This is a genomic window from Roseburia inulinivorans DSM 16841 (genome assembly GCF_000174195.1).
Taxonomy (GTDB): Bacteria; Bacillota; Clostridia; order Lachnospirales; family Lachnospiraceae; genus Roseburia; species Roseburia inulinivorans.
Genome location: NZ_ACFY01000140.1, coordinates 15,488 through 39,547 on the forward strand (window position 1 = coordinate 15,488; position 24,060 = coordinate 39,547).

Below are 24,060 nucleotides of genomic sequence, written 5' to 3' on the forward strand. Positions count from 1 at the left end.
ACGTCAATAGTTTTTCTTATATTTAGAAAAATTCAGACAATTCTATTTTTTCATCAAATTATTATTTAATCTGATTTTCCAGCGCTACCTTAGCCTCGGCTACCGCATCCGGGATTCCTGCCGGATTCTTACCGCCAGCCTGTGCCATGTTTGGACGTCCGCCGCCGCCACCGCCAACTTTTCCTGCGATCGCTTTGATGAGGTTTCCTGCATGAGCGCCTTTCTTCATTGCCTCCTCTGTTGCCATAGCGACAAGATTTACTTTGCCGTCTGCCTCAGAAGCAAGCACTACAACGCCCTCTCCGAGTTTTCCTTTGAGCTGGTCACCAAGGTCTCTCAAGCCGTTCATGTCAACCCCTGCAACACTTGTTGCAAGAAGTTTTACACCTTTTACTTCTACAACCTGATCCATAACATCGCCAAGTGCCTCTTTGGCAGCTTTGCTCTTTAAGGACTCATTCTCTGCATTTAACGCCTTGATCTCAGCCATCATATGCTCGATCTTCTCAACCAAAGCAGCCGGAGTTGTCTTTGCAGCTTTTGCAGCTCTCTCTAATTCAGCTTCGATATTCTTATAATATGCGAATACATTATCACCTGTCAACGCCTCAATACGACGTACACCGGCAGCAACACCGCTCTCAGAAATGATCTTGAATGCAGCGATCTCGCCTGTGTGTTTTACATGTGTACCACCACAGAACTCCTTGGAAAATTCTCCCATGGATACGACACGTACTTTCTCACCATATTTCTCACCGAATAACGCCATAGCGCCTGTCTTTTTCGCTTCTTCTACGGTCATGACATCCGTACGCACCTCAAGGTCTGCAGCGATCTCATCATTTACGATCTTCTCAACTTTTGCGATCTCCTCTGCTGTCATAGCCTGGAAATGGCTGAAGTCAAAACGTGTTCTCTCAGCATCCTGATAAGAACCAGCCTGCTCTACGTGAGTACCTAATACTTCACGGAGTGCTTTCTGTAATAAGTGTGTTGCAGAATGGTTCTTACATGTCTTGCCACGAAGATCTGCATCAACTGATAATGTAACTTTATCACCGGACTTGATCATGCCGCTTGTCATTTTGCCGACATGTCCCACTTTTCCACCTAATAACTTGATGGTATCTTCCACTTTGAATGTACCATCAGCAGTGTAGATCACACCTTTATCTCCCTGCTGTCCACCCATGGTAGCATAGAATGGTGTCTCCTCTACGATGATCGTTCCGATCTCACCATCGGATAATGCTTCCACGATCTCAGTCTCAGAAGTAAGTACTGTCACCGTAGATGCTGTCTCTAATTTATCATATCCGACAAACTCTGTTGTGACGGAAGGATCGATCTCATCATAAACAGTCGCATCTGCTCCCATATAGTTTGTAGTCTTACGATTCTTTCTTGCTGTTGTACGCTGTACTTCCATAGCCTTTTTGAAGCCGTCTTCGTCAATCGTGAAGCCTTTTTCTTCTAAGATCTCAGAAGTCAGATCCATCGGGAATCCATAAGTATCATAAAGCTTGAACGCATTGTCTCCGGATAATACTTTAGAACCGGATGCGATCATCTCTTTTTCCATATCCTCTAAGATTGCAAGACCCTGATCGATCGTCTTTGCAAACTTCTCTTCTTCCTGTGCAAGTACTTTTAAGATAAAATCTTTCTTTTCTTCTAATTCCGGATAACCGTCTTTGCTCTCGTTGATCACAGTCTTTGCAAGCTCTGCCATAAAAATGCCGTCGATTCCAAGCATTCTTCCATGACGTGCAGCACGGCGGATGATACGGCGGAGTACATAACCACGTCCTTCATTGGATGGCATAATACCATCGGAGATCATAAATGTTGAGGAACGGATATGGTCTGTGATCAGACGGATCGAAACATCATCCATTGCATCCACTTCATATTTCTTACCTGACAGCTCACATACTCTGTCACGGATTGCTTTCATGGTATCGATATCAAATACGGAATCTACATCCTGCATGACAACTGCAAGACGCTCAAGTCCCATACCTGTATCAATGTTCTTCTGGGAAAGTTCGGTGTAACCACCCTTTCCATCTCCCTCAAACTGGGTAAATACGTTGTTCCATACTTCCATGAAACGGTCACAGTCACATCCTACTTTACAGTCCGGTTTGCCACAGCCGTATTTTTCTCCGCGGTCATAGTAAATCTCAGAACATGGACCGCAAGGACCGGCACCGTGCTCCCAGAAGTTATCACACTCTCCGGTTTCCGGATCGCGGTAAAATCTTGTGATTCTCTCTGCCGGAACTCCGACTTCTTTTGTCCAGATATTGAATGCTTCATCATCCTCACCGTAAATGGATGGATACAGTCTGTCCTCCTCTAATCCGAGAACCTTTGTCAAAAACTCCCAGGACCATGCGATCGCTTCATGCTTAAAATAATCTCCGAAAGAGAAGTTACCAAGCATCTCAAAGAATGTAAGATGTCTTGCTGTCTTACCAACGTTCTCGATATCACCGGTACGGATACATTTCTGGCAGGTTGTCACTCTTCTGCGAGGTGGAATTTCCTGTCCTGTAAAATATGGCTTTAATGGTGCCATACCTGCATTGATCAGTAATAAGCTGTTATCATTGTGTGGTACCAATGAAAAGCTGTTCATTTTAAGATGTCCCTTGCTCTCGAAAAATTCAAGGTACATTCTTCGTAATTCGTTTTCACCGTAAAATTTCTTCACGACTAAGTTCCTCCAAAATCTTTTGTACAGGCACTTCTCTGCCGTACATTTTTTATTTAATAAAATTGTAATTACCAGCTGTTTCCTTCTAAGAAACTATCTATATAGTTACAAATTATTTAACCTCGTGTTCTGCTGCCGTATCAGCTTCCGCCGCTGCTTTTGCATCTTTGTTTTCCCGCAGCTTTTTGCCTGCAAAAAATCCCGCCAGAGCGATTGCTGCCAAAATCACCATAATAATTGCATACTGTAAAAATGATCCTAAAAATGCCATTTCTTCTACCTGCCTTTCTGCTATGGCTGACACTTATGCACTGCAAAAATGAAAGCCGGCTCACAATTTAAATATTATAGCTCACTTATTTGTTTATCGTCAAGTATTCAACATCTTTTCTTCTAAAAGCTGTCATCTTTTATTAAAAAAAATGTCATCTTTTCCAGCAAAAACTACCATCTTTTATTCTTCCCGGATTTCAAATACCTGATTCTCATGGACGATTGGCACGATCCGGTCCGCCATCGCCTGATTGCTCAGTCTTTTGATAAAAGGCTGTATCCCGGAATAATCCTGCCACATATGCATTGGAAACACATACTCTGCATTCGTGTTCTCCAGAAAATATTCCATGCCAAGTGACTGATACATCCCAAGTTTTGGATCAAACGGCACAAATGCCAGGTTGATGTCTTTCTTTGCAAGTTTTTTAATCTGGTTCTTATAATTGACATCCATAATGCCATTGACAAGTTCCCCTGCTCCATCCCATTTCCAGTTGTTGAGATCCCCGGCATGATAAAAACTTGCCCCGTTTGTCTTCACATAAAAGGCGACTCCCGCGTCCGTGGAGCGCAGCGTCTCAATCTCCAAGTCATCCACCTGATATTTTTCGCACGGACTAACGTATGTGATCAATTCCCGGACAGACAGGTCAAACCCGTGTTTTTCCAGAAAATGAGGTGACATCCTGCAGTCTTTTGAGAAAATATAATGTATGTTGCTGTAACGCTCTGCCCAGTGGAGCACATCCATGTCAAAATGATCTCTGTGTTTGTGGCTTGCAAACACATAAACCGGGGTATCCGGCTCATACTCCGGGATCTGTCCACGGAACGTATAGCCGTTCACCCGGTCTCCCGCAAACCAGTCAAAAATCAAAACCTTCTCATCCACTTCCACTAAAAAGCAGCTGTGATGTATAAATATTACCTGCATTCCTTCATCCTTCCAATTATCTCATTTGCTTTTGTATATATTTCTGCCGGATCAGTTCCGATGAGAAATGTTCCATCCTCGTAAAGTACTTTTCCGTTTACCATCGTCAGTTTCACATTCTGCTTGCTGCCGCTGTAAACCAGATTTTTCACAAGGTTGTTCTCCGGCTGCATATTCGGCTGCTGCAGATCGATCATGACAAGGTCTGCCTTTTTCCCGGCTGCAAGACAGTCACAATCCGGCAGTCCCATCGCATACGCGCCTCCGGCGGTCGCCATATAAAGCACCTCCTCCGCCGGCATGCAGGAAGCGTCCCGTTCCCTGAGTTTTGCCAGTCCTGTCACAAGAAACATCTCCCGGAACATGTCCAGACAGTTGTTGCTCGCCGGTCCATCCGTACCGATTGCAAGATTGATTCCCTCATCCAGCAGTCTTTTGACCGGGCAGATACCGGAAGCAAGCTTTGTGTTCGAACCGGGGTTCGTCACTACCGACATGTGATGTTTTTCAATATCTCAATATCTTTCTCCTCCAGCCAGACACAGTGATAACCGCCGCCGCCATGTTCATACAGCCCCAGACTTTCTGTAAACTGCATTGGTGTCATTCCCCAGCGTGCCTTACACTCTGCCACCTCGCGCTCTGTCTCAGAATTGTGCGTCCAGACCGGTGCGTGATACTTGTCCGCAATCTTGGCAACCCCCTCAAGCAGTGGGCGTGATGTGGTGTATTCTGCATGAAATCCCGGCACATAGGAAGTGAGGTCACTCAGTTTATTGATCCTTAAATAATTTTCCTCAAGCACTTCCAGACTGTCGGTAAAGTTGTTCAATCCACTTGTAAAAACAGTCCGAAACCCCGTATCCACATAGGCATTGATATGATAGTCCTGCATAATGTACATATCAAAATTTGAGGTGATACCACTCGTCAGATACTCCATAATTCCGAGGATCGCAAGCCAGTAAGTATCCTCCCCTTTCAGCCTTGCCTCGTTCGGGAACACTTTCTGCTGCAGCCATTCCTGCAGCGGAAGATCATCTGCAAAAGATCGTAAAAATGTCATCGGTGTATGCGTGTGTGCATTCTTAAATCCCGGCATTAAAAGATTTCCCTTTGCATCGATCTCCCGGTCCCAGATAATGATATCATCTTCTTTGCAGACATCAGAAGTATCTGTGCCATCCCCGATATAACAGATATGGTCTCCTCTTACCCAGAGTTCCCCCTCCGCCACCTCAAAGGTGTGATCTGCTTTCGTCAATAATATTTTTGCATGATAAAAACGAATATTCATACCGATCCCCCACTTTTATCACTGCCTGTATCCTGCAGCAGAATGCCCGCACTGTGGGCATCCGATCGTCATAAATTGCAGTGCGCGCCGGAAAAATCTATGATTTTCCCGACGGGATACACTGTTTTTGATTCTTAAATCTTACCAAATTTCATAGGATAATGCAAACCATTCCACCGTTATTATCATTTACGATTTTCTGCATGGTATCCTGCAGTTTAAGTTGGCATTCATCATCCATCATGGCGATTTTATTCCGGATTCCGTCCTCCATAAGCTCCCCTATGGATTTGCCGAAAATATTGGTTTTCCAGACGCCCTCCTCGCTCTGCTGTCCCTCTTTAATGTAACGGATCAGGTCATTTGCCTGATCTTCACTTCCCACGATCGGTGCGATCTCCGTCTCAATATTGGCACGGATCATATGAATGGATGGGGAGACTGCCTTGATTTTTACCCCAAACTTGTTTCCATGATGGATCAGTTCCGGCTCCGCAAGTTCAATGTCCTTTAACCCCGGATTTACAACACCATATCCTTTCATCTGCACTTCCTCAAAAGCCCCTGCGACTTTCTCATAAGATTCTTTCCTCGCCGCCATCTCGCGGATCATCGAGATCAGTTCATACTCACCATGGATAGGAACTCCTGCAAGTTCACTCATATTTTCATAGTAATACGGCTCTGCAACCTCCATCTGTATTTTCACACAGCCGCAGGCGAGATCCATCTCATCCATTTTAATCTTTGAGATGCAGTCTCCCGGTTCTGACTGCTGCTGGTAAACGTCTTTCGTGCGCTCCATATGACTTAAAATATCCGATGCCTGTGCAATGATCTCACTTTTTACCGGATGATCTGCGGAGAGCATTTCCGTCCATTTCGGGATAAAAAATTCCACCCGTTCAATCGGAAATTCATACAGCACACTCTCTAAAATTTTTAAGACATCCTCTCTGCGCAGCTGCTCACAGTTGACCGGCACAACCGTTGTCTGATAGTTTTCCTCCATCTCCGACGCAAGTTTTATTGTCTCCTGCGCATAAGGTTTTGCCGAATTTAACAGGATCACAAACGGCTTTCCGATATTTTTCAGTTCCTGAACGGTTCTCTCTTCTGCATTTATGTAATTTTCCCGTGCCAGTTCTCCGATTGTTCCGTCGGTCGTCACTACAATGCCGATCGTCGCATGGTCTCTGATGACCTTCTCGGTTCCGATCGATGCTGCCTCCGCAAATGGGATTTCCTGGTCTGACCACGGTGTCTTTACCATTCTGCTTCCATTTCCTTCCATATGTCCCACTGCCCCGTCCGCCAGAAAACCGACACAGTCGATCAGTCTTACACGCAGCTTTAATGGCTCTTCTTCCGTCTTAAAATCAGAGAGCCGGATCTCCGCCGCCTGCTGTGGAATGAATTTTGGTTCCGTCGTCATAATGGTTTTTCCGGCTGCCGCCTGCGGAAGTTCATCCATGGCTCTCTCTTTTTCTGCTTCTCCTTCCATAAAAGGAAGTACCATCAACTCCATAAACCGTTTGATGAAGGTGGATTTTCCAGTGCGCACCGGACCTACGATCCCGAGGTAAATCTCCCCGTTGGTACGGTTTCTGATATCCCTGTAAATGTTATACTCTTTATTTCCGCTATAATTGTCCATAAAAAAATTCCCTCCATATGTTATCACATTGTATGAAGGGAATTTTTGTTTTATTCGTATTTATTCGATCACCACATCACATGCAGTTTTTTGGGCAGACATTGAAAGTGCATCTCTGTGACATCCCCACAGTACTCTCCGTCTGCATGAAGTACCATAGGTGTTTTCAGCTTCAGGTCATATTCCTTACAGTTTGTCACCTCAAACCCTCTGATCCGCAGATGATTGGCTGTCACAAGCAATGGCAGACATAAAAAAGTGCGCCATTTCGGGATTCCCCACGCCATACACACCGAAAGCTTTCCGTCCTGCGCATCTGCCCCCGGTGCCATCGGCACACCGCCGCCCTCAGCCCGGAAATTCATTGCCGCAGCGAAAATCATTTTCTTATGGTTTTTCTGTCCTTTTCCATCAAAAACTGCACCTGCATCTGTTGTCTGCATGGTAAATAACGACTGTACCGTCAGAAACAGATAGGTAAGCTTTCCGAGATGCAGCTTATTCAAAGCGTCTTTTACCTTGGACTTCAAAGCCTTCTTGCAGACTAATGCATCCAGTCCTGCCCCGGCACTGATTGCAAATAATCTCGGCTTCTCACAGCCGTTCCAGCTCACCTGCCCCAGATCCATCACATAATCTTCCCTGCAGTTTAAAATATGCCCGATCACCTCTGTAGGCGTTCCCATGATCCCAAGTCCCCTTGCGAGGTCATTGCCGGAACCGGTCGGGATCACACCAAAGCGTACCTTCTCAAAATGCGTCATTCCGTTGATGACTTCATTTGCGGTCCCATCACCACCTACCACGACAAGTTGAATGTCATCCGCCCCACATTCACAGATGTCATGTGCCAGTGAAAAGGCATGCCCCTCATATTGGGTGACGTATGATTCGTAAGCAATGTTTTTCTTTTTTAAAACTGCTTCCGCTTCTTTCCAGATCTTTGCGCCTTTACCGCTTCTGGAATGCTCATTCACTATAAAACATAGCATATTCGCGGCTCTCCTTTCCTCTCTTCTTATCCTCATACATCCGTTCATCCGCGTCATGTACTATTTTTAAGATATCGATTCCGTTTCCCTCCGCTGTACCGGTTGCACTCGAAACCCTGAGACCGCCTTCTTCCCTGTGTCTTGCAAGTTTGTCCCTGACATTCTGGATGATCTGCTCTGCCTCCTGTTTCTCCGGATTTTCGATGAGCATGACAAATTCATCCCCACCGATACGATATGCCTTTTTCCGGCTATCTGTCTGTGCATAGATTGCATCGGACATTGTCTCGATCAGTTTATCTCCCATGCCATGTCCCATGCGGTCGTTGATTTCTTTCAGATTATTGATATCCCACAAAACCACGGCGACACGCTCCACCATCGTATAGTAATTGGCAAGCATATCTTCATATTTATTCTTATTATAAAGCCTTGTTGCAGAATCGACCTCCTTGCGGTAGGTAAGTTCTGCAATCCTGTAAGCATCCTCCCGCATGCTGCCAATGGTATGCTGGATGATCATCACGAACACAAATAGGATCAGAAGCTGCGGTAATATCCGGTAAACTATAATGACCACAACCGGCATCTTCGAAAAAGGGATCCTCGCAAATCCATCTGCCAGTTCAGACAAATACCATGTCCTGGTATGATTTCCCTGCAGCAGCAGGTTCAGATCACAGATCCCGTAATAAAATCCCACGATCATGCTGACCGGCAGCAGAAAAACTTCCAGTGCATAAGACAGCCATAATACGTTTTTCTCTTTATACTGAACTGCCACGATGAGTGGAAATACATACACCAGAACCATGTGGTAACTGAACATAAGGTTCATTGCTGCTGAAATTATGCAGATGCCGGTCACAAAAAAACACTTCATACGCTCATCCGATGGATCTGCTTTAAAAAATAAGATCACAGACGCAATAAAAAAGCCAGCAGAAATTGCATATGTCACACTGAACACAATTGCATTTACTGTCGGAAAACGGCCAAACGCCAGTCCCCAGACCGCCGTCAAAACAATAAACGCTCCGACCATCTCCCTCAGGGTCTTCTTATTGATCTCAATCTCCTGCTGCGCTAATTCCTCATTATAATGTTCCCCAAAATTAGTCATCTTCTGTCCCTCATACTCTCGTAATTATCCCATACCTGTCATTATCCGGTACTTCTAATCACTTTCTGCCCAACGATAAGTACCCTGATACCTTAATCTCCACTACATATGGTAAAGTATAACACAAAACGTTATAGTTCTGTTAAATTTTTTATTTTTTCTGTTTTTTAACATTTTATGGGCTGCTGTTTACACGGACTCCGTTCCGGCAGCGATCCTACGGTATTTTCATGGTATACTGTTTGCTGTACACAATGCTCCCCATCCCTCTTATGTCAAGTTAATGTCACAAACTTTTTTGATTCAAAATCCCGGAAACCCGCATAACTTCTTTGGGGTTATGGTAAGTTAGTGTCAAGTTTGATGCAATTGATGGTAAATTAGTGTCAAGTCATTTAATAAATGAAAGCCAAAGATTTCTCTCTGGCTTTTCTTACGACTATTCTTGAAAACCTTAAAGAAGATATGTCGGCAACTCCTCCTCTTCGCTTTTTTCAATAAAAGTATATCCTTTTTTCCGAAATCCTTTTCGTAATCTTTTGCATCTGTCCCAATTATTATAATAAGCAACTTCCGGAAGTATTTTTTCTAATTTATCCCATTCATTTTCCGGAAAGTTTTGAGTTGCGAGCAGTCCATTTACAATGTCAAAAGAAAACTTTGCAATTTCTGTTTCTAACATATAATCTTCTAAAATACAAATCGGCAAAAGAAATTTAGCTAAAATCTCTTTTTCAGTTTCAGCACAATTATTTTCTATTATTGTATTATATATTCTATTAACATCTTCTTTACTCAGTCTCTGAATTTCCTTATCATAAGGATCCACTAAGCTTACTAGAAAAAGCAATATATCCCTTTCAGTTAAATAACATAAGATTAACTTAACTTCACTTTCTGTATCATCCTTGACAATATCTATAATTCCTTTTACCTTTTTGCTTTCCCGATTATCCAACAAATAGTCCCAATACACTTGTATACACTCTTTTTCGTATACCCTATATAAGTCATAAGATAAATCATATTCACTTGTCTGTAAAACTATTTGTATAATTTTCTTATCTAACCTTTCTTCTTTTCGACTGAGGCATCTAATTATCCCTTGTTGATATCCTTTGCTTCTTCTCCATATTTCTTGACATATAGCAAATTCATTCTTAATGGAAATTAAAGTGCTACAACAATCATATTCTAATCCGGTAAAATCTACAAATTGATTGTTAGGAATAATATCAGTATATGCTTTAAGTAATACTTCATTTAAAGAATTTTCCTCTCCTTTTATAATATTCTTAAGTAATCTCTGCGAACCTGTATAATCCGAAATATAACCTTCTCTTAGCATTCTCCGAAGATCAATTGATGAAATGTCTAACCACCTATTATTAATGAAATAATCTAAAACTTCATTATAATCTTCTTTTCCGCACCAACTCGAAAAATAATTCTTACTATATAGAGTTAGAATTTCATTACATATCTTTTTTTTATCTTCAAAAATGGCACATGCCATTTCTAAAAGAGTTACTAAACTTGCTTCTTTTTCATCTGCACGTGATCCCACATACAATTTCATAAATGCTGAAACATACATGGGCTGTTTATAATCTTTAGAAAATCCTGCTACAAATTTTCTATACTTCTTTAGACCATTTTTTTTCAAATTATCAAACATTTTATTCACCCACAACGGATAATTTTTAATAACATTCTTATCTTTTGCTTCATATGTTTTCTCCCCTATATGCAATTTGCTTCTTGATATTTTACGTGGTACAATCTGAAGCTGCAAAGTTTTTCCACCATATACACGCAAAGCAACTGATCCTGTGCAAAAGGAGAAATCTTCTTCAAGCAAGTCATGTTGCGCTAAAAATAAAAATATCATTTCTTTTTCAAAATTGGTGGACACATCATCAAATATTATCAAAGGTCTTCTATTACCCCAAACACACCATATTAAATATTTCAGATTATTCTCATCTAATTCTTCAGTGCTACTTCGTTCAAACTTCAAAGGATTGCTATATGATAAAAAATCACTATCCTTATCTGGTTTTTTAAACATTGCAATAATAGATGTAATATCCTCACTCGCAAGATATAAATCTTTAACATCAAATATTAATGAATGGGTCCAAACACAACCAGGTCTTTTCATCTCTTCTGCATACCATGTGCATGCTAAAACTATATGATTATTATCAAGATTATACCCTGTAAAGTATCTCTCAAATCCATTGACAAATTCATTTCCAGATAAGTCACTTAGTATCATCATTTTTTACTGTCTTGTTCTGATAATTTTAAAGATGCTTGTAACAACCTATGTCCATTGGAATATCCATGTAATGTTTGTTCAACATAAAACTCATCAACTATCATATTTATCTCCCGACATTTCTAAAATAATAGATGTTAAATCACACGAATTTACCATTTTATCATCGACAATCTTAATACGCTTTATTGGATCTTCAATATCTAACAATTTTTCTGACTCTTCTATTTTTCCACCTATTGCGCTAACTCCCCAAACTTTTGTGTTAATTACACTTTTATTAGCTTCTAAATATTGCCATAACATATTCATGTGATTCGCTAAAAAAGCTCTCACATCATTTTGTTCAGACTGATTAACTAAATCCCATGCTGAAAAAATAATGCCTAAATTAGTTCTTCTTTTTCTTATTTCTAGAACCATTTGTAGCAAATCTATTATTTGTACTTGAGTAGGATCATCTTCACATGGATTTCTTTCTTTCAGTTTTACTCCTTCTTGTCGAAGCTCTGGCGAAATTTCCGAAATAAATTCAGGAGAATGAATATCTTCAACATTAATAAAATACAATATAGCATCTGCCTTACTTATTTTATCCCACAATTCAAAAGATATCTCTCTACTCTCGTATATATTTTGAAATGTTTCACCTGAAAGATCAGGAAATTCTACCTCTAAATCATCCACACCATTTGTCAGTAAAACTGATAATTTCTCTTTTTCTTGACCTATTACTGTTCTTTCTAGCCTTTCAACCTCAAGCCACTTTTGTTCAAGGCGATAAAGGTACTGCGAATCACCAACCATCTTTTTCAAAGTAAGTTCTGTATGTATTTCCTTTTGATTAACGCTATTCCATAACGCACCCAAAAAGGTACTTTTTCCTGCATTCGGCGCTCCCATAATAAAAATTTTTTATTCATTTAATTCCCCCAGAAATTTATAATATAGCCTATCATATTCTGTTAATTCATCAAATGGCTCTTCCATTTTCCTTGAACTTTTACGCACATGTTTCCTTACCCATCCCTGTAGTAAATCTTCCAAACCATACCCGACACTAAATTCATCTATGGTACTCGGCATTGCTGCTACATTATAATACTCTATATCCATAAAAAGCTCTGAGAGTCGTGCTACAATCTGCTGTTTAATTTTCTCTAATATCAAGTTGTGATTTTCAACCTTACTAAAAAGATCGAATTTACTAAATACAATCTGCAGTACACAACCATCCGTAATCAATTCAGCATCCCAAAATGTCCTTATCATTTCTATCATTTCAGAGACAATGCTATTTCTAGTTTTCTTATTACACAATTTTTCTCCATCTATGATTCCCACAACATAATCAGCTCTTTCAATAAATGGAAAACTTATTTTAGCCTCATCCACCTGTCCAATATGATTAGTAAATGCCTCTCCTGAAATATCCGCCAAAATCAGATTACTAATCACATTATTGTTTCTATTCCACAATCTTATATGCAAAAAGGCCTGATTATCTTCTAAACTTGTGCGTTGAGTCGTAGGTTCATTTCCTTTAGATTTTATTCTTGTATAAAAAGCTCTTTGTTCAAATCCTTGTAAACTATACGAACCTGCAAAACAAAAGTCATTAACAGGACTATTTTGAAACAATTGATACAAGCTTGTCTCCATTGTCGTCTTCCCACTAGCAACTGGTCCAACTAATACTATCATTCTTGTACTTTCTTTAGCTGCAATTCTATAAATATCACTGCTATTAAGTGCTTCACCTGAGTTGATTTGATACTTATCTTGTAAAGAAGAAAATTCCGCTTCTTCACCTTCCTGATTCACGTCAATATCAATTTCATCATTTAGAATTTGATCTATCTTATCAATTCTTTCGTCCTTCTCATCAATTTCCATTCTTATTCCCTCAAATTAATTTGCTAATTATACATTCAAAATAAATCAACTTTGACCATTTACTTACTGAAAATTTGATTTCATCCGGATTGATCTTCCACGCTTTTTTATATGCAGGTAACCATTCTCTTTTTTCATCCACAGTTAATGATATATTCAACGCAGATAAAATTGGTAAATTTTTTCTATAAGATTTTCCCCATATTTTTCTATAATTGTTCTTCTAATTTCCTCGGTTTGGTAGTCTATCAAATCTGTTAATGTAATCTCCTCAACAGTCTTTTCACATTTGGTTATCATTTTACATAAAAACGCCTCAGCCGATAAAGGCCCTGGTGCATCAACTAAATCTGCCAATTCTACTCCCAACACCATAGCCCCCTCTACATCTTTCACCTCAAATAATGGCTTTTTAAATAGATTACTCCACTCTCCAACAATCCAGCTTAAAACTTGGATTTTCTCTTGGCACTTACAATTTTCCTCCCTAAGCGAATTTGAATAATTTACTATTTTAGTAAAATTGGTTCTGATTTTTTTCAAAGATTCAGCGATATTATCTGGTGCCGTTGACGAAAAACTTCCTTCCTCGACTAACTCTTTCTCTAATCCATTTTTTAAATTATCAAGCGTAAACTTTGAAAGTGGTTCTGACTCTTTTGTTTGTTCAATAATTGCCTTATTAGCCATATCTGACAATTCTTTTATTGGACTATCAAAAAATTCATCAAGTACTTTTATAGAATATGCAATTGATATCTCCTCATCCTCTTGAAGTATAGTGGCTAATACACATCCTGCTAAAATACATATTTCTTCCTCATTTTGCTCATCAAATGTTCTATCTATAGAATAAAAGCATTCAACAAATTCATCTTTTTTCTCTTTTGATAATACAAGCTTGTAATAAATTTTTAGCAACTCCGCTATCTTCTCAGCATTACTATAAGCTTCTTTCGCAGCATTAATTCCTTCAAGCCTACTACTAATTTGCTCTTCAGAGGGATTAATACATACTCTTTTATAACTTTTAACAAATAATTTTTCTAATTCCATATTACTATCCTCCTAGTTTTGTATTTTCTGTTTTATCATCTCGTTCAATTGATATAAACAATTTTTTTCTTTTGCATCTACTAATATTTTGTCTATAAGTTCAATATATCTTTTTCCTGCATATTCATTTCTAAATAAATTTAATTTTAATAATATCTCATTTTGTTGAACGTATGATAATTCAAAAAAATTATAGACAATTTCTTTTTCAATTCCTTGAAACACTACACTATTGTTATTATTTTTTGCCTTTCCTTCAGCTTGAATAAGATTATCATCCTGCAAATTCTTTCTTCTCTTTTCATCAATATTTATTTCATATTTAAAAAAGTTGGTTTCCGCATCGCAAGTCTGCCTATCCGCTTCAAATTTATCTCTATCTTTTGATAATACCCTTGGAAATGTTTTTACCTCTACAAACCTATCATCCTTTTTTCTAACACATTCAAAACTTATCCAATTATATCTTGGTTTCCAACTCTTTCCTCTTGTTGGGTGCGTTGCCCCAGCACTAATAACTAATCTTTCAGCGTTTGCTTCAATGGCTTGTTCATGTTTATGACCATACAATTGAATGTCTATACGCTTATCTAATTTAGATTGAAGCTCATCGGCAAATTTCCAAAACTCTACAGGATGATGACATAGCGAAACCCATATAACACTATCCTCATAAAAAGGTATTTGACTTTGTCCAATAATCATCTTACGAATAACTGCTGAATCCTCATGGTCTTTATGGCTTGAAATAATGCAGGAATTCATACCACATATTTTTAGCCGCAAATTATTATCCAATTTAAATTCTTCTATCCACACAGGCTTTTCGGAATTTATATTACACCCATACGCCGCGACAAAATTATTATACTCTTCAATTGATTTAAATAATAAATTAGGACTTGCTTGATCTAATATATATCTCTCTAAAAGTAAATCTGCTGAATCCAATGTCTCTGCTTTTTCAATTTCTGATTGAGCATCAAGTATACTTTTAGATGATTTTATAAATTGTTGGTCTACATCATGATTGCCGGGAACACAGTAGATACTCTTTTCATCAATTTCTAAAATTGATGCCATTTCTTTCAAAAATTCTTTTGCAATATCATACTCTTCTCTTTGTCCTGCAAAAGCAACATCTCCTCCAACTAATATTCCTTTTACATTACTCAAGTATGCTTTTGCATTGTACTTTATATCCATTAATATCGCATTTCTTAAATCAGCATCTATATCTGCTCTATTTCCACTTGATTTACGAAAATGAATATCTGACAAATGAATGAACGCTATTTCTCCCATTGAACTCCTCTGTTTTATAACTATATTATAATTACAAACTTATAGTGAATTATGTTTGTTATTACTTCATTTATTGTATCATAGTTCTATCAATATTTCCATGAAAATAGAATGATTAGTTGTCAAGTTGCTTTGGGGAGGTTTACTCCTCCCCAAAAGCATAATTCCATTCAATCTCTACTCTCTTGTCCCTGTATATGATAACCTTTTTAATAAATACATCCACCGCTTCCTGCGTCAGCTTCTCCATCTGTGAAAAACGGATAATTTCTTTTATATCCTGTTTAGGCTGGTGGTATTCCTCCGTAAGCCTGCTAAATGCAAGCTCGGTTTCTTCTATTTTACATGACAGCTCCTGCATCTGCAAAGCAATTCCATCCGCCCTGCTGCGGTATTCTCCGGCTCCTATCTTCTTTACAGCATAGTTTTCGTACAATGTATCTTTCTCTGTCTGCAAACTCCGATACTGCGTCCGATAATTACCCAGCTCTTTATTCAGTCTGCTCCATTCCTCTTTCTGGAATTGTTCAAGGCTCCCACGCTGTTTTATCAAGTCTCCACGGCGCATCAACTCCCGGTACAATTCTGTCAACACAATCTCTTCCAAAATGTCTGCCCTAAAATAAGTACAGCAATCCGGTATCTGTAACAGGGAATGTTTCCTGCACCAGAAATGGTTCGGCATCTTGCCATTACTGCTCTGCGGCTTATAGTTGATCGAATACCCACACCCGCCGCAGTATATTTTCCCTGTCAGTGGATGCTTTTCACGTTTCCTTTTTGTGGATTGTTCCGGTCGGAATGCAGACACCCGTGCAAATACCTCCGGCGTTACTAACGGCTCGTGATGATCTGTAATGACTTTCCACTCATCCTTTGGCACAGCAATCCCGTTTTTGCTTCCCACAGATTTGCGGACTGATTTGCCATAAGCCATTTCGCCCAGATAGAAACGGTTATTCAGGATTCCCCTCACAGCCGTATTGCTCCATGCAGGATGCTCCCTTGTCATTTTCCTCTCAGGATAACGCATCTGCGTGATAGTCGGCGTGTGTTCCGCAATCAATTCTTTTGCTATCTGCGTACTTCCCATTCCCTCTTCTGCCAGTGAAAAGATATGGCGGACGATTTCTGCCTCCTTTTCATTGACAATCACCGTATTTTTTTCAATTTCACTCTTGGCATAGCCAAAAGGAACCTGTCCGAATACATATTCCCCATTTGCACATTTATTTTGAAATGAAGTTTTTACTTTGACTGATATATCCTTGCTGTACAGGTCATAGAGAAGCGTCTGGAAAGCAGTATCCAGCGGGGTGGTACTTCCTTCATGCTCCCTGCTGTCATAATGGTCATTTACGGCAATGAACCGCACTCCCATAAAGGGGAAAATCTGGTTGAGATAATCACCCAGTTCTATGTAATTCCTTGCAAACCGGGACATATCCTTTACCAGAATACAACTAATTTTACTCTGCTTTACCTGTTTTAACATCTCCTGCAGCCCCGGTCTGTCCATATTCGTACCGGAAAATCCGTCATCACAAAATTCTGCAACCTCCTGTCCCATTAGTTCAGCATCATTTCTGATATAATCTAAAAGCATTTTCCGCTGGAAAGAGATTTGTCAAGGGTGTTTTACCATTCAGCAACGAATTAAGGCATAAACAATATCACATTTTTATAATGCTTTTTGACCACAATCAGTCCGGCACTGATTGTGGTCTTTATTTTGGAAATGACATTTTCCCCTTAAATAAAGGAATCAATCGTCGTTGCGTTTTTCGTCAATATCTGCCATAATAAAAAGAAGTGTAAATAAAAGAAAAAGGGGGAATTGCCATGCCGCAAACACCGTTTCATGCCTATTACAAGGCCCGACTTTTGGAACAACTGCCGGAAGCAGAACAGTTCCTTCCGGTCTTTGCATCATCGGATATTGAAATCTATCCGTTTCAGATTGCAGCGGCCAGCTTTGCCCTGCGTTCCCCCTATCAGAAAGGTGCCGTTCTGTGCGATGAAGCAGGTATGGGCAAGAGCCACGAGGCCATGCTGGTCATCAATCAAAAGTGGCTGGAGGGATACAGCCGGATTCTGTTGGTCATTCCCAATGCCGACCTGCTGCACCAGTGGACGGAAATGCTGGAGCGATTCTATACCGTCCCATATGTGGTGCTGACCAATCGGGACCAATGGCGGCAGAACACCAGTGAGGACAACTCCAACGCTTTTATCCAAGATGCCATTGTTATTACTACCTACGACTTCGCCGCCGACAATGAGGAGGCCGCAAAGGTAGTTAACTGGGATCTGACGGTATTCGAGGAAGCCAATGCCCTCTCTCCAGTCTACCGGGAGGACAACAAGCAGGCCAAGGCCCTCAAGCGGATCGCCGGAGACTCCTTCAAGCTGCTGCTGACCGGCACTCCCATTGAAAAGAACATCATGGACTTATACGGTCTGATCTGGTTCATCGACGAAACGCTGCTGCCGGGAGAAAAAGAGTTTCTGGCCCGGTATCTGCGCCGACCAGAGAACTACCCGGAACTCAGCGAACAGGTCAGCCGCTATTGTTTCCGTACCCTCCGTTCCCAGGCCAAGCACTACGCCAAGGTGACGGAACGTGTGCTGCTGACCGTGGAGTACACCCCCGGCAAGGCAGAGCGGCAGCTCTATGAGCTGCTGTACGCCTACATCAACCAGCCGGAAAAGCGAGCCTTTCCCGAAATGAACCAATATGACCTGGCTCTGCGGCTGCTGGGCCTGTTGGGTTCCTCTACGGCGGCAATTTTGCAAACCATCAAAGGTATCGTCAAGCGGCTCCAGGGGCTGGAAAACGCAGCGGACGAACTAAGCCAATGGCAAGAGATTCAAACCGCAGCCGAAAGCATTCCCCAGGATGCCAAGGCCGGTGAGCTGCTGACCGTTCTCAAACAGGGATTTTCCCTGATGAAGAAAACGGGAGCCAAACAGAAAGCGGTTATCTTCACCGAGAGCGTGGAAACCCAGAAGATGCTCCAGAATCTTCTTTCTGACCGGTACCGCACTCTGGCCTACAACGGCAGCGCCGATTACTCCGTGATCCGCCAGTTCAAGGAGGATGGCGAGGTGCTGATTTCCACCGATAACGGTGCCAAGGGCTTCAATCTGGAGGAGGCTGCTTTCATCATCCACTACGACCTGCCGTACAACACCTTAAAGCTGGAGCAGCGTATCGACCGCTGCCACCGGCTGGGTCAGGAAAACGATGTGCTGTCAGTGGCCTTCATCGACAAGAACAACTTTGCCGATGTTCGCAAGCTGGAGCTGGTCAACAAGCGGATGTTGGTGACAGACGGTGTCTTTGGTATTACCGATGACGTGCTGGGCGGTTTTACAGATGATGTAAAAGCAGCCTTTCCGGTCATTGCCCAGCGGTTGCGGCCCAGGGCACAGATTGAGCAGGCATACCGCCAGACCCTGAGTACCCACGAGGAAGATAACCGGCAGACCGTCTCCGCAGCGGAGGATATTCTGTTTACCACCTTCACCAAGGAACTGGCCGACAAGGTGAAGATCAATCCCAAGTATGTGAATCGCCGTGGACAGGAGCTGAACAACGACCTCTGGGAAATTACCAAATGGTTTTTTACTCGTTATAATGAAAAGAACGATGATTGCCGTTTTGTGATTGACGAATTCAACCGTACGATCACGGCCACGGAGTACCGGGAACTGCCGGTGCTGTTCTACTACTGGACGGGGAGCCGGAACCGGCCCTATCGCAGCCAGAAGATGTACGGCATGGCAAAAGACTTCAAACCCAAGGCCGGACAGATTACCCTGTCCAGTATCATAGGCCGTGGGATTCTCCACGAGCTGGAGTGTGCCAACGAGGGAGTGCTGACCATCCCGACGGTGCAGGCGCCGTGCCAGATAGCCCTTTATACTGTCACCCTGGTTTCAGGCTCCAGCCGCACAGAACACGCCGTACTGTGCGGTTTGACGGATAGCGGCAAGGCCCTGGACGATGCAGCTTGCCGCAGCATCTTTGACTTGCCGGTGGAGAGCAGCACGGAGGATGAGCGGAGATCCCCCCACTGGTTAAAAGGAACCAGCCGCCCCCACCCGCTGGATCGGCTGGTGCCGAGTGATAAGATGATGGCGGAGCAACTGGAGCGCCTTTCGCCTGCCCAGGCCGAGGAAATGGAGCGGATGAAGCAGCAAGTGTCCGCTGATAAGGCGGCATTGAGCCGAGAACTGAACACCCTGGACAGCCAGGTACAGCAGGCGCAAGCGGAGCTGGAGGCCGTCACCGGCGACCGGCTGAAACGTCTGGCTGCACAGAAGAAAATCAACCAGCTTCGGCAGGAATATATGAAGCACCAGGAGAGCCAGTTCTTTGACGCCATGCGGCTGGATATGGAGCTGGAAGAAAAAATGAAAAGATAATCGAAACATTACCGGTGTTTCAATAGACCACGAGTATGTAGTGTGTTATACAAAGCAATTCGGACACCGGGTATTCCGTGGAACCGACAGAAAAACAGAACAATATAAGAATCCTGACAATGACCCCCGTGGCCCTTGGACAAGTGCTAACATGGTATCATACTCCGGATAGGCATAATGAAGCCTTTCCGCCACCTCACCGGATACCGCCCTGAACAATTGATGGCATAGAAATAATGCTTCCCATATGTTTTCATAGGAATCCATCCGGTAGGTGGACAAAAGTTTCTCCCACAAATCCTCGGATATATACCTTTCAATAAACTTATAGTTCTTGCCTACACTTAATTTAAAGCCTGTTTCGATGCCGACCTTCCATGATATCATTCTCAGCAGCTCATGGCGAACAATCTGATTAAAATGATCAATAGCAAATAAAATTTCCTTACGGCACAATCCTTTAATAACATAAGGTGTTACATTCCAAAATTCATTGCAGCAATCATCATACTCCCTTGCGCTTGGCTTTCTTACATGATAATCTATATCAGTCGGAACTATGTCCCTTTTAATTCTACAATCTTTATCAATTAGAACCTTTATTAATTTATCGCCCTTTAGGTAATTATCTAACTCTTCCAAGGGCAATAAGGTATCTTTATCTTCCTCTCTAAGATACTTAACTAGCCCCGGATAATTGCTTATCCTTACAGTTCGGATCAATTAGAATTAGCCGAAAACGGCGGCGAAGAAACGAACCACCGAGAAGCACCGCCGCATTGCCGAGCTTGATACCCTCATTGAACGACTGTATGCGGACCGGAAAAGGCGCGGTTGACCGCCTTGCCCTCAAAGGCTTAGGGGCATATCAACTATATATTGGGGCCGAGTGCCGTTACTTTAACACCGCCGCTAGCCATGAGCTTATGCTTCCTTTAGGACACTGTCCCAACAGACACTTTTTAAAGTATGCTGCACTAATCCTTATTTTTCACAGCATAGCGCAATGACAGACAGCCATGTTCTGCATTCTCTGTTCCCTGCAATTCCAAATTAACTTTTTCAGATAACAGAAGGTTATCAAATAGTTAGATGTCTAAAAAGCTTGTAGTTAAAGCTTTTTAGACATCTAAATCTAGGTACTAAAACAATTCATCCAGTAAAATATAATATTTTATTTTCTCCCAATCAGGCTTGATCCCCAGTAAGTCAAAAAATAGCTCGACATACTGTTCTTCCCCGATATCCTCCCTGATCGACCGGACGCAGAAGGCAATGTCATACCACTTGTCCGCCCTGCCGCTTCTCCCAAGATCAATAAAGCCACTTACTTTGCCATCTTTCACAAAGATGTTGCTGTCTCCCAGGTCGCCGTGGGAAAAGACAAGTTCCTCTTCGGGCTTTTCCGTCTTTAAAAAATCATACAGCTCGCGCGGATCTTTAAATGGAGTGTCTTCTTCCCAGTTTTCGCAATCCACATCGGCCAGATCGTTATTCAGTAAGTAATCCAATTCGGCTAAGCGGCTGTCTAAGCTATTCGTATAGGGACAATCCGATATGTCGATGGAGTGAAAGAGCCTGATGCACTCCGCATACAGCTCGATAATCTTTTCAGGGCTTTGTTCATCTTCATACTCTTCCGAGCAAAGGACGCCATCGGCCTCACTCATGAGCAGATTGCTCCAGCCATCATGCCGTTCAAAGTGCAGGACCTTTGGAACAGGCAGCTTTCCTTCCAGCCATAGCATCATGTCCTTTTCCCGTTCCACATCATAGGTGGTCCCTTTATACCGGCTGTCCGTCATTTTTAAATATAGGTTTTCATTTTCTCCCACCAGCTTATATACCTTAGCAGGAGACATTCCTTCCGTATCTTTTACGCAGCGGTATTTTTCGATCAGTTTTTTCAATTCCGGTGATATTCTCATTTTAGCCATTTATTATTTCCTTCCTCTTTTCTACAGTATTTAAAGATACCCCAAGAAGCTAATTATAACAAGACGAACTCCAATTCACTGTTCCTTGCATTCTAAAACCTTAAATACCAGAAAACAGCTTTTTCAAAGTTGTTTTCAAAGTTGGCGTATAACATAGTATCGACGGAGCCGATTTTGAAACCACAATTATGATAGAATTTACAAGCTATAAGGTTATTGTCCTGGGTTTCAAGCATTAGTCCATGCAAGTTTTTATGCTTTGCCCATTCTATAGATATATTGATAAGCGCGCTGCCTATGCCTTGCCCCCTGAAATCCTTACATACGGCGATATCTTCTATATAAGCGTACCGGTTCCAATTTTTTCGCAGTTTAACTTTTCCGACGCATTTATCGTCTTGGTAGTAAAGATATATTATCTTATCAGTATTGTCAATATATTCAAGGCAATCTGCCTCCTCATCCTCTTCATCCTCTTCGTCTTGGTAGGACTTGCTACTGCCGATGCTCGTCCAAATTTGCACTATGATTTAATCAATCCGGCAGATGGAAGAAACTACGGATGCCCCGAAAAAGGCTGGCGATATGATCGAAATACCATGAATCGGCTCATTCAAGAGGGCAGGATTATTTGGCCCGACAACCCAGATGGGCGGCCGCGCAAAAAATCATTTTTGAACGAGCTGTCAGACAATCTTCCTGGTTTTTCATCTGTTTTCAGCACTGGCGTTTATACAAATACTGCAACCAAGGAAATTGGAGGATTGTTTAATAAGTATTTATTTGATTTTCCAAAGCCAGTCGAGGTTATTAAGCAATTAGTTTCCCAAGTGTCTAACACGGATGACATCATCCTTGACTTCTTCTCCGGTTCTGCTACTACCGCCCATGCAGTGATGCAGCTCAACGCTGAGGACGGTGGAAATCGGCGCTTTATTCTGGTACAGCTTCCCGAACTGTGCGACGAAAAGAGCGAGGCATACAAGACCGGGTACAAGAATATCTGCGAGATCGGTAAGGAGCGAATCCGGCGGGCTGGTAAAATGCTAAAAGATGCGCTTGAAAGTTCCGGTTTGTTTGTTCGTGCAATGAAACGCCATCAAGATCAGCATGATTCACTTGAAGGATTTGCTTATGCGGAGTGGGAAGAAAGTCCAGAGGTAATCAATGCAAAAAAGAAATGGCAGCAAAACTGGATGTGGGCTTCCGTGTTTTCAAGCTGGACACCTCCAATCTGGAAACCTGGGACGCCACCCCCATTGAGGACGAGCAGCTCGACCTGCTGTATCGGCGGATGAACAGCATGATTCATCGGGTGAAGCCGGAGCGCACCGACCTGGATATGATTTATGAAATCATGCTCAAACTGGGTGTGCCGCTGACCTACTCCGTGACACCGTTCTCCATCAATAACAAGACTGTCTATGGCGTGGGCGATGACTGCCTGCTGCTGGTCTGTCTGGCCGAGGATGTGCAGCCCGAGGACGTGGAGCAGATGACCGAATATGCCCCGGCAAAAATCATCATCTCCCGTGACAGCTTTGCTGACGATACCGCTATGGCTAATGCCTACTATATCCTGCGGGATCATGGGATTGAGCTGAAACTGGTGTGAGAAAGATATGAATAACACTCTAAAATGGTTTCATGTAATCACAAAAACCATTGTACATTGCTTACTTGGAACAATCGAATACATTGGTATTCCATTTTTACTTGCTTGTCTTTCTACATTCATTTCCCCTATCTCCAGCGGTAATACTTTGTGGCTTTGGATTGAGCGGATTGCTTTTTGCTTTACGATATACGAAGTAATTATTGTTGGTGTGCGAAAAATGCAGATTGACATACGCAAAGATGCACTATTAGCACTAAAAACCGCCTACGAACGAGCAGCCCTGTATTGTGAAACAGGAAATCAAGACATATATCGGAACTTAACTTCAAAAATAGATCAGGTGCTTGACAATGGGATACTAAATCAACTTGATGTTGTGCAGAGCTATAAAAATCTCAAGCTCTACATGGACAGCAAAAATATTGTTGGAATCAAATATGAGATTATCAATATTCAGCACTCCATTGAAGCAGATAATCTCTTATGGAACTATACCCTGTTCCTGCGGTTATTTAAGAGGTGAACAGGC

General features: G+C 41.9%; 18 protein-coding genes and 3 pseudogenes. 4 read left to right on the forward strand and 17 right to left on the reverse strand.

The features are described from left to right. Positions 1 to 61 precede the first annotated feature (61 nt). The 14 genes and pseudogenes from alaS to ROSEINA2194_RS14385 form a co-directional block, all read right to left on the reverse strand. Positions 62 to 2,686 carry an alanine--tRNA ligase gene (alaS, locus tag ROSEINA2194_RS14330; RefSeq protein WP_438942530.1) on the reverse strand — a complete coding sequence of 875 codons (2,625 nt, stop codon included), beginning with the start codon at positions 2,684 to 2,686 and terminating at the stop codon, positions 62 to 64. Positions 2,687 to 2,837: 151 nt separating this feature from the next. Beyond that, positions 2,838 to 2,996, reverse strand: a complete 159-nt coding sequence (locus tag ROSEINA2194_RS21275; protein ID WP_021923004.1) for a hypothetical protein — start codon at positions 2,994 to 2,996, stop codon at positions 2,838 to 2,840. A 183-nt stretch (positions 2,997 to 3,179) separates the two neighbouring features. After that, positions 3,180 to 3,935 carry an MBL fold metallo-hydrolase gene (locus tag ROSEINA2194_RS14335; protein WP_007888740.1) on the reverse strand — a complete coding sequence of 252 codons (756 nt, stop codon included), beginning with the start codon at positions 3,933 to 3,935 and terminating at the stop codon, positions 3,180 to 3,182. Further along, positions 3,926 to 5,232 (reverse strand): annotated as a pseudogene (locus ROSEINA2194_RS14340) (amidohydrolase). Before ROSEINA2194_RS14340 ends, ROSEINA2194_RS14335 begins: the two are co-directional and overlap by 10 nt. Positions 5,233 to 5,383: 151 nt before the next feature. Next, entirely contained in the window at positions 5,384 to 6,889 is a 1,506-nt protein-coding gene (gene spoIVA / locus ROSEINA2194_RS14345) for a stage IV sporulation protein A (RefSeq protein WP_007888749.1), read from the reverse strand. A 68-nt stretch (positions 6,890 to 6,957) separates the two neighbouring features. Next, on the reverse strand, positions 6,958 to 7,881 hold the full coding sequence (locus ROSEINA2194_RS14350; RefSeq protein ID WP_007888751.1) for a diacylglycerol/lipid kinase family protein: 924 nt from the start codon (positions 7,879 to 7,881) through the stop codon (positions 6,958 to 6,960). Further along, on the reverse strand, positions 7,859 to 9,004 hold the full coding sequence (locus ROSEINA2194_RS14355; RefSeq protein ID WP_007888754.1) for a GGDEF domain-containing protein: 1,146 nt from the start codon (positions 9,002 to 9,004) through the stop codon (positions 7,859 to 7,861). The genes ROSEINA2194_RS14350 and ROSEINA2194_RS14355 overlap by 23 nt, the downstream gene beginning before the upstream one ends. Positions 9,005 to 9,458: 454 nt before the next feature. Next, complete coding sequence (locus tag ROSEINA2194_RS14360; protein ID WP_007888757.1) at positions 9,459 to 11,288, reverse strand: GAP1-N1 domain-containing protein; 1,830 nt, start codon at positions 11,286 to 11,288, stop codon at positions 9,459 to 9,461. Further along, positions 11,285 to 11,392, reverse strand: a complete 108-nt coding sequence (locus tag ROSEINA2194_RS24070) for a GAP1-N1 domain-containing protein (RefSeq protein WP_289844244.1) — start codon at positions 11,390 to 11,392, stop codon at positions 11,285 to 11,287. The genes ROSEINA2194_RS14360 and ROSEINA2194_RS24070 overlap by 4 nt, the downstream gene beginning before the upstream one ends. Continuing rightward, on the reverse strand, positions 11,382 to 12,191 hold the full coding sequence (locus ROSEINA2194_RS14365; RefSeq protein WP_007888758.1) for a TRAFAC clade GTPase domain-containing protein: 810 nt from the start codon (positions 12,189 to 12,191) through the stop codon (positions 11,382 to 11,384). Before ROSEINA2194_RS14365 ends, ROSEINA2194_RS24070 begins: the two co-directional genes overlap by 11 nt. A gap of 12 nt (positions 12,192 to 12,203) precedes the next feature. Continuing rightward, a complete protein-coding gene (locus tag ROSEINA2194_RS14370) occupies positions 12,204 to 13,184 on the reverse strand; it encodes a TRAFAC clade GTPase domain-containing protein (protein WP_007888762.1) in 981 nt (326 codons plus the stop codon). A gap of 156 nt (positions 13,185 to 13,340) precedes the next feature. Continuing rightward, positions 13,341 to 14,240 carry a GTPase-associated system all-helical protein GASH gene (locus ROSEINA2194_RS14375; RefSeq protein ID WP_007888772.1) on the reverse strand — a complete coding sequence of 300 codons (900 nt, stop codon included), beginning with the start codon at positions 14,238 to 14,240 and terminating at the stop codon, positions 13,341 to 13,343. A 12-nt stretch (positions 14,241 to 14,252) separates the two neighbouring features. Next, positions 14,253 to 15,545, reverse strand: coding sequence for a metallophosphoesterase (locus tag ROSEINA2194_RS14380; RefSeq protein WP_007888779.1), 1,293 nt, complete (start codon positions 15,543 to 15,545; stop codon positions 14,253 to 14,255). A 142-nt stretch (positions 15,546 to 15,687) separates the two neighbouring features. Beyond that, positions 15,688 to 17,151, reverse strand: coding sequence for a recombinase family protein (locus ROSEINA2194_RS14385; protein WP_007888780.1), 1,464 nt, complete (start codon positions 17,149 to 17,151; stop codon positions 15,688 to 15,690). Between the two features lie 236 nt (positions 17,152 to 17,387). Here ROSEINA2194_RS14385 and ROSEINA2194_RS14390 point away from each other — a divergent pair, with 236 nt between their 5' ends. Continuing rightward, entirely contained in the window at positions 17,388 to 19,976 is a 2,589-nt protein-coding gene (locus ROSEINA2194_RS14390; RefSeq protein WP_007888782.1) for an SNF2-related protein, read from the forward strand. 45 nt (positions 19,977 to 20,021) lie between these two features. On the opposite strand, the pseudogene ROSEINA2194_RS14395 reads toward ROSEINA2194_RS14390, so the two are convergent. The 3 genes and pseudogenes from ROSEINA2194_RS14395 to ROSEINA2194_RS14405 form a co-directional block, all read right to left on the reverse strand. Continuing rightward, positions 20,022 to 20,630, reverse strand: a pseudogene (locus tag ROSEINA2194_RS14395) (aminoglycoside 6-adenylyltransferase); the annotation flags it as partial. Positions 20,631 to 21,118: 488 nt separating this feature from the next. Beyond that, entirely contained in the window at positions 21,119 to 21,913 is a 795-nt protein-coding gene (aph(3')-IIIa, locus tag ROSEINA2194_RS14400; protein ID WP_001096887.1) for an aminoglycoside O-phosphotransferase APH(3')-IIIa, read from the reverse strand. A 92-nt stretch (positions 21,914 to 22,005) separates the two neighbouring features. Beyond that, a pseudogene (locus ROSEINA2194_RS14405) lies at positions 22,006 to 22,407 on the reverse strand (GNAT family N-acetyltransferase); the annotation flags it as partial. A gap of 105 nt (positions 22,408 to 22,512) precedes the next feature. Between ROSEINA2194_RS14405 and ROSEINA2194_RS14410 the strand changes: the two are divergent. Genes ROSEINA2194_RS14410 through ROSEINA2194_RS14420 form a run of 3 tightly spaced genes read left to right on the forward strand, consistent with a single transcriptional unit; the run spans position 22,513 to position 24,054 of the window. Then, the gene (locus tag ROSEINA2194_RS14410; protein WP_009860792.1) at positions 22,513 to 23,211 is read left to right on the forward strand and encodes a DNA methyltransferase; all 699 of its coding nucleotides are present in this window, start codon (positions 22,513 to 22,515) and stop codon (positions 23,209 to 23,211) included. Between the two features lie 5 nt (positions 23,212 to 23,216). Then, the gene (locus ROSEINA2194_RS14415; RefSeq protein WP_172727133.1) at positions 23,217 to 23,528 is read left to right on the forward strand and encodes a hypothetical protein; all 312 of its coding nucleotides are present in this window, start codon (positions 23,217 to 23,219) and stop codon (positions 23,526 to 23,528) included. Between the two features lie 7 nt (positions 23,529 to 23,535). Next, a complete protein-coding gene (locus ROSEINA2194_RS14420) occupies positions 23,536 to 24,054 on the forward strand; it encodes a hypothetical protein (protein ID WP_009860794.1) in 519 nt (172 codons plus the stop codon). Positions 24,055 to 24,060 lie beyond the last annotated feature (6 nt).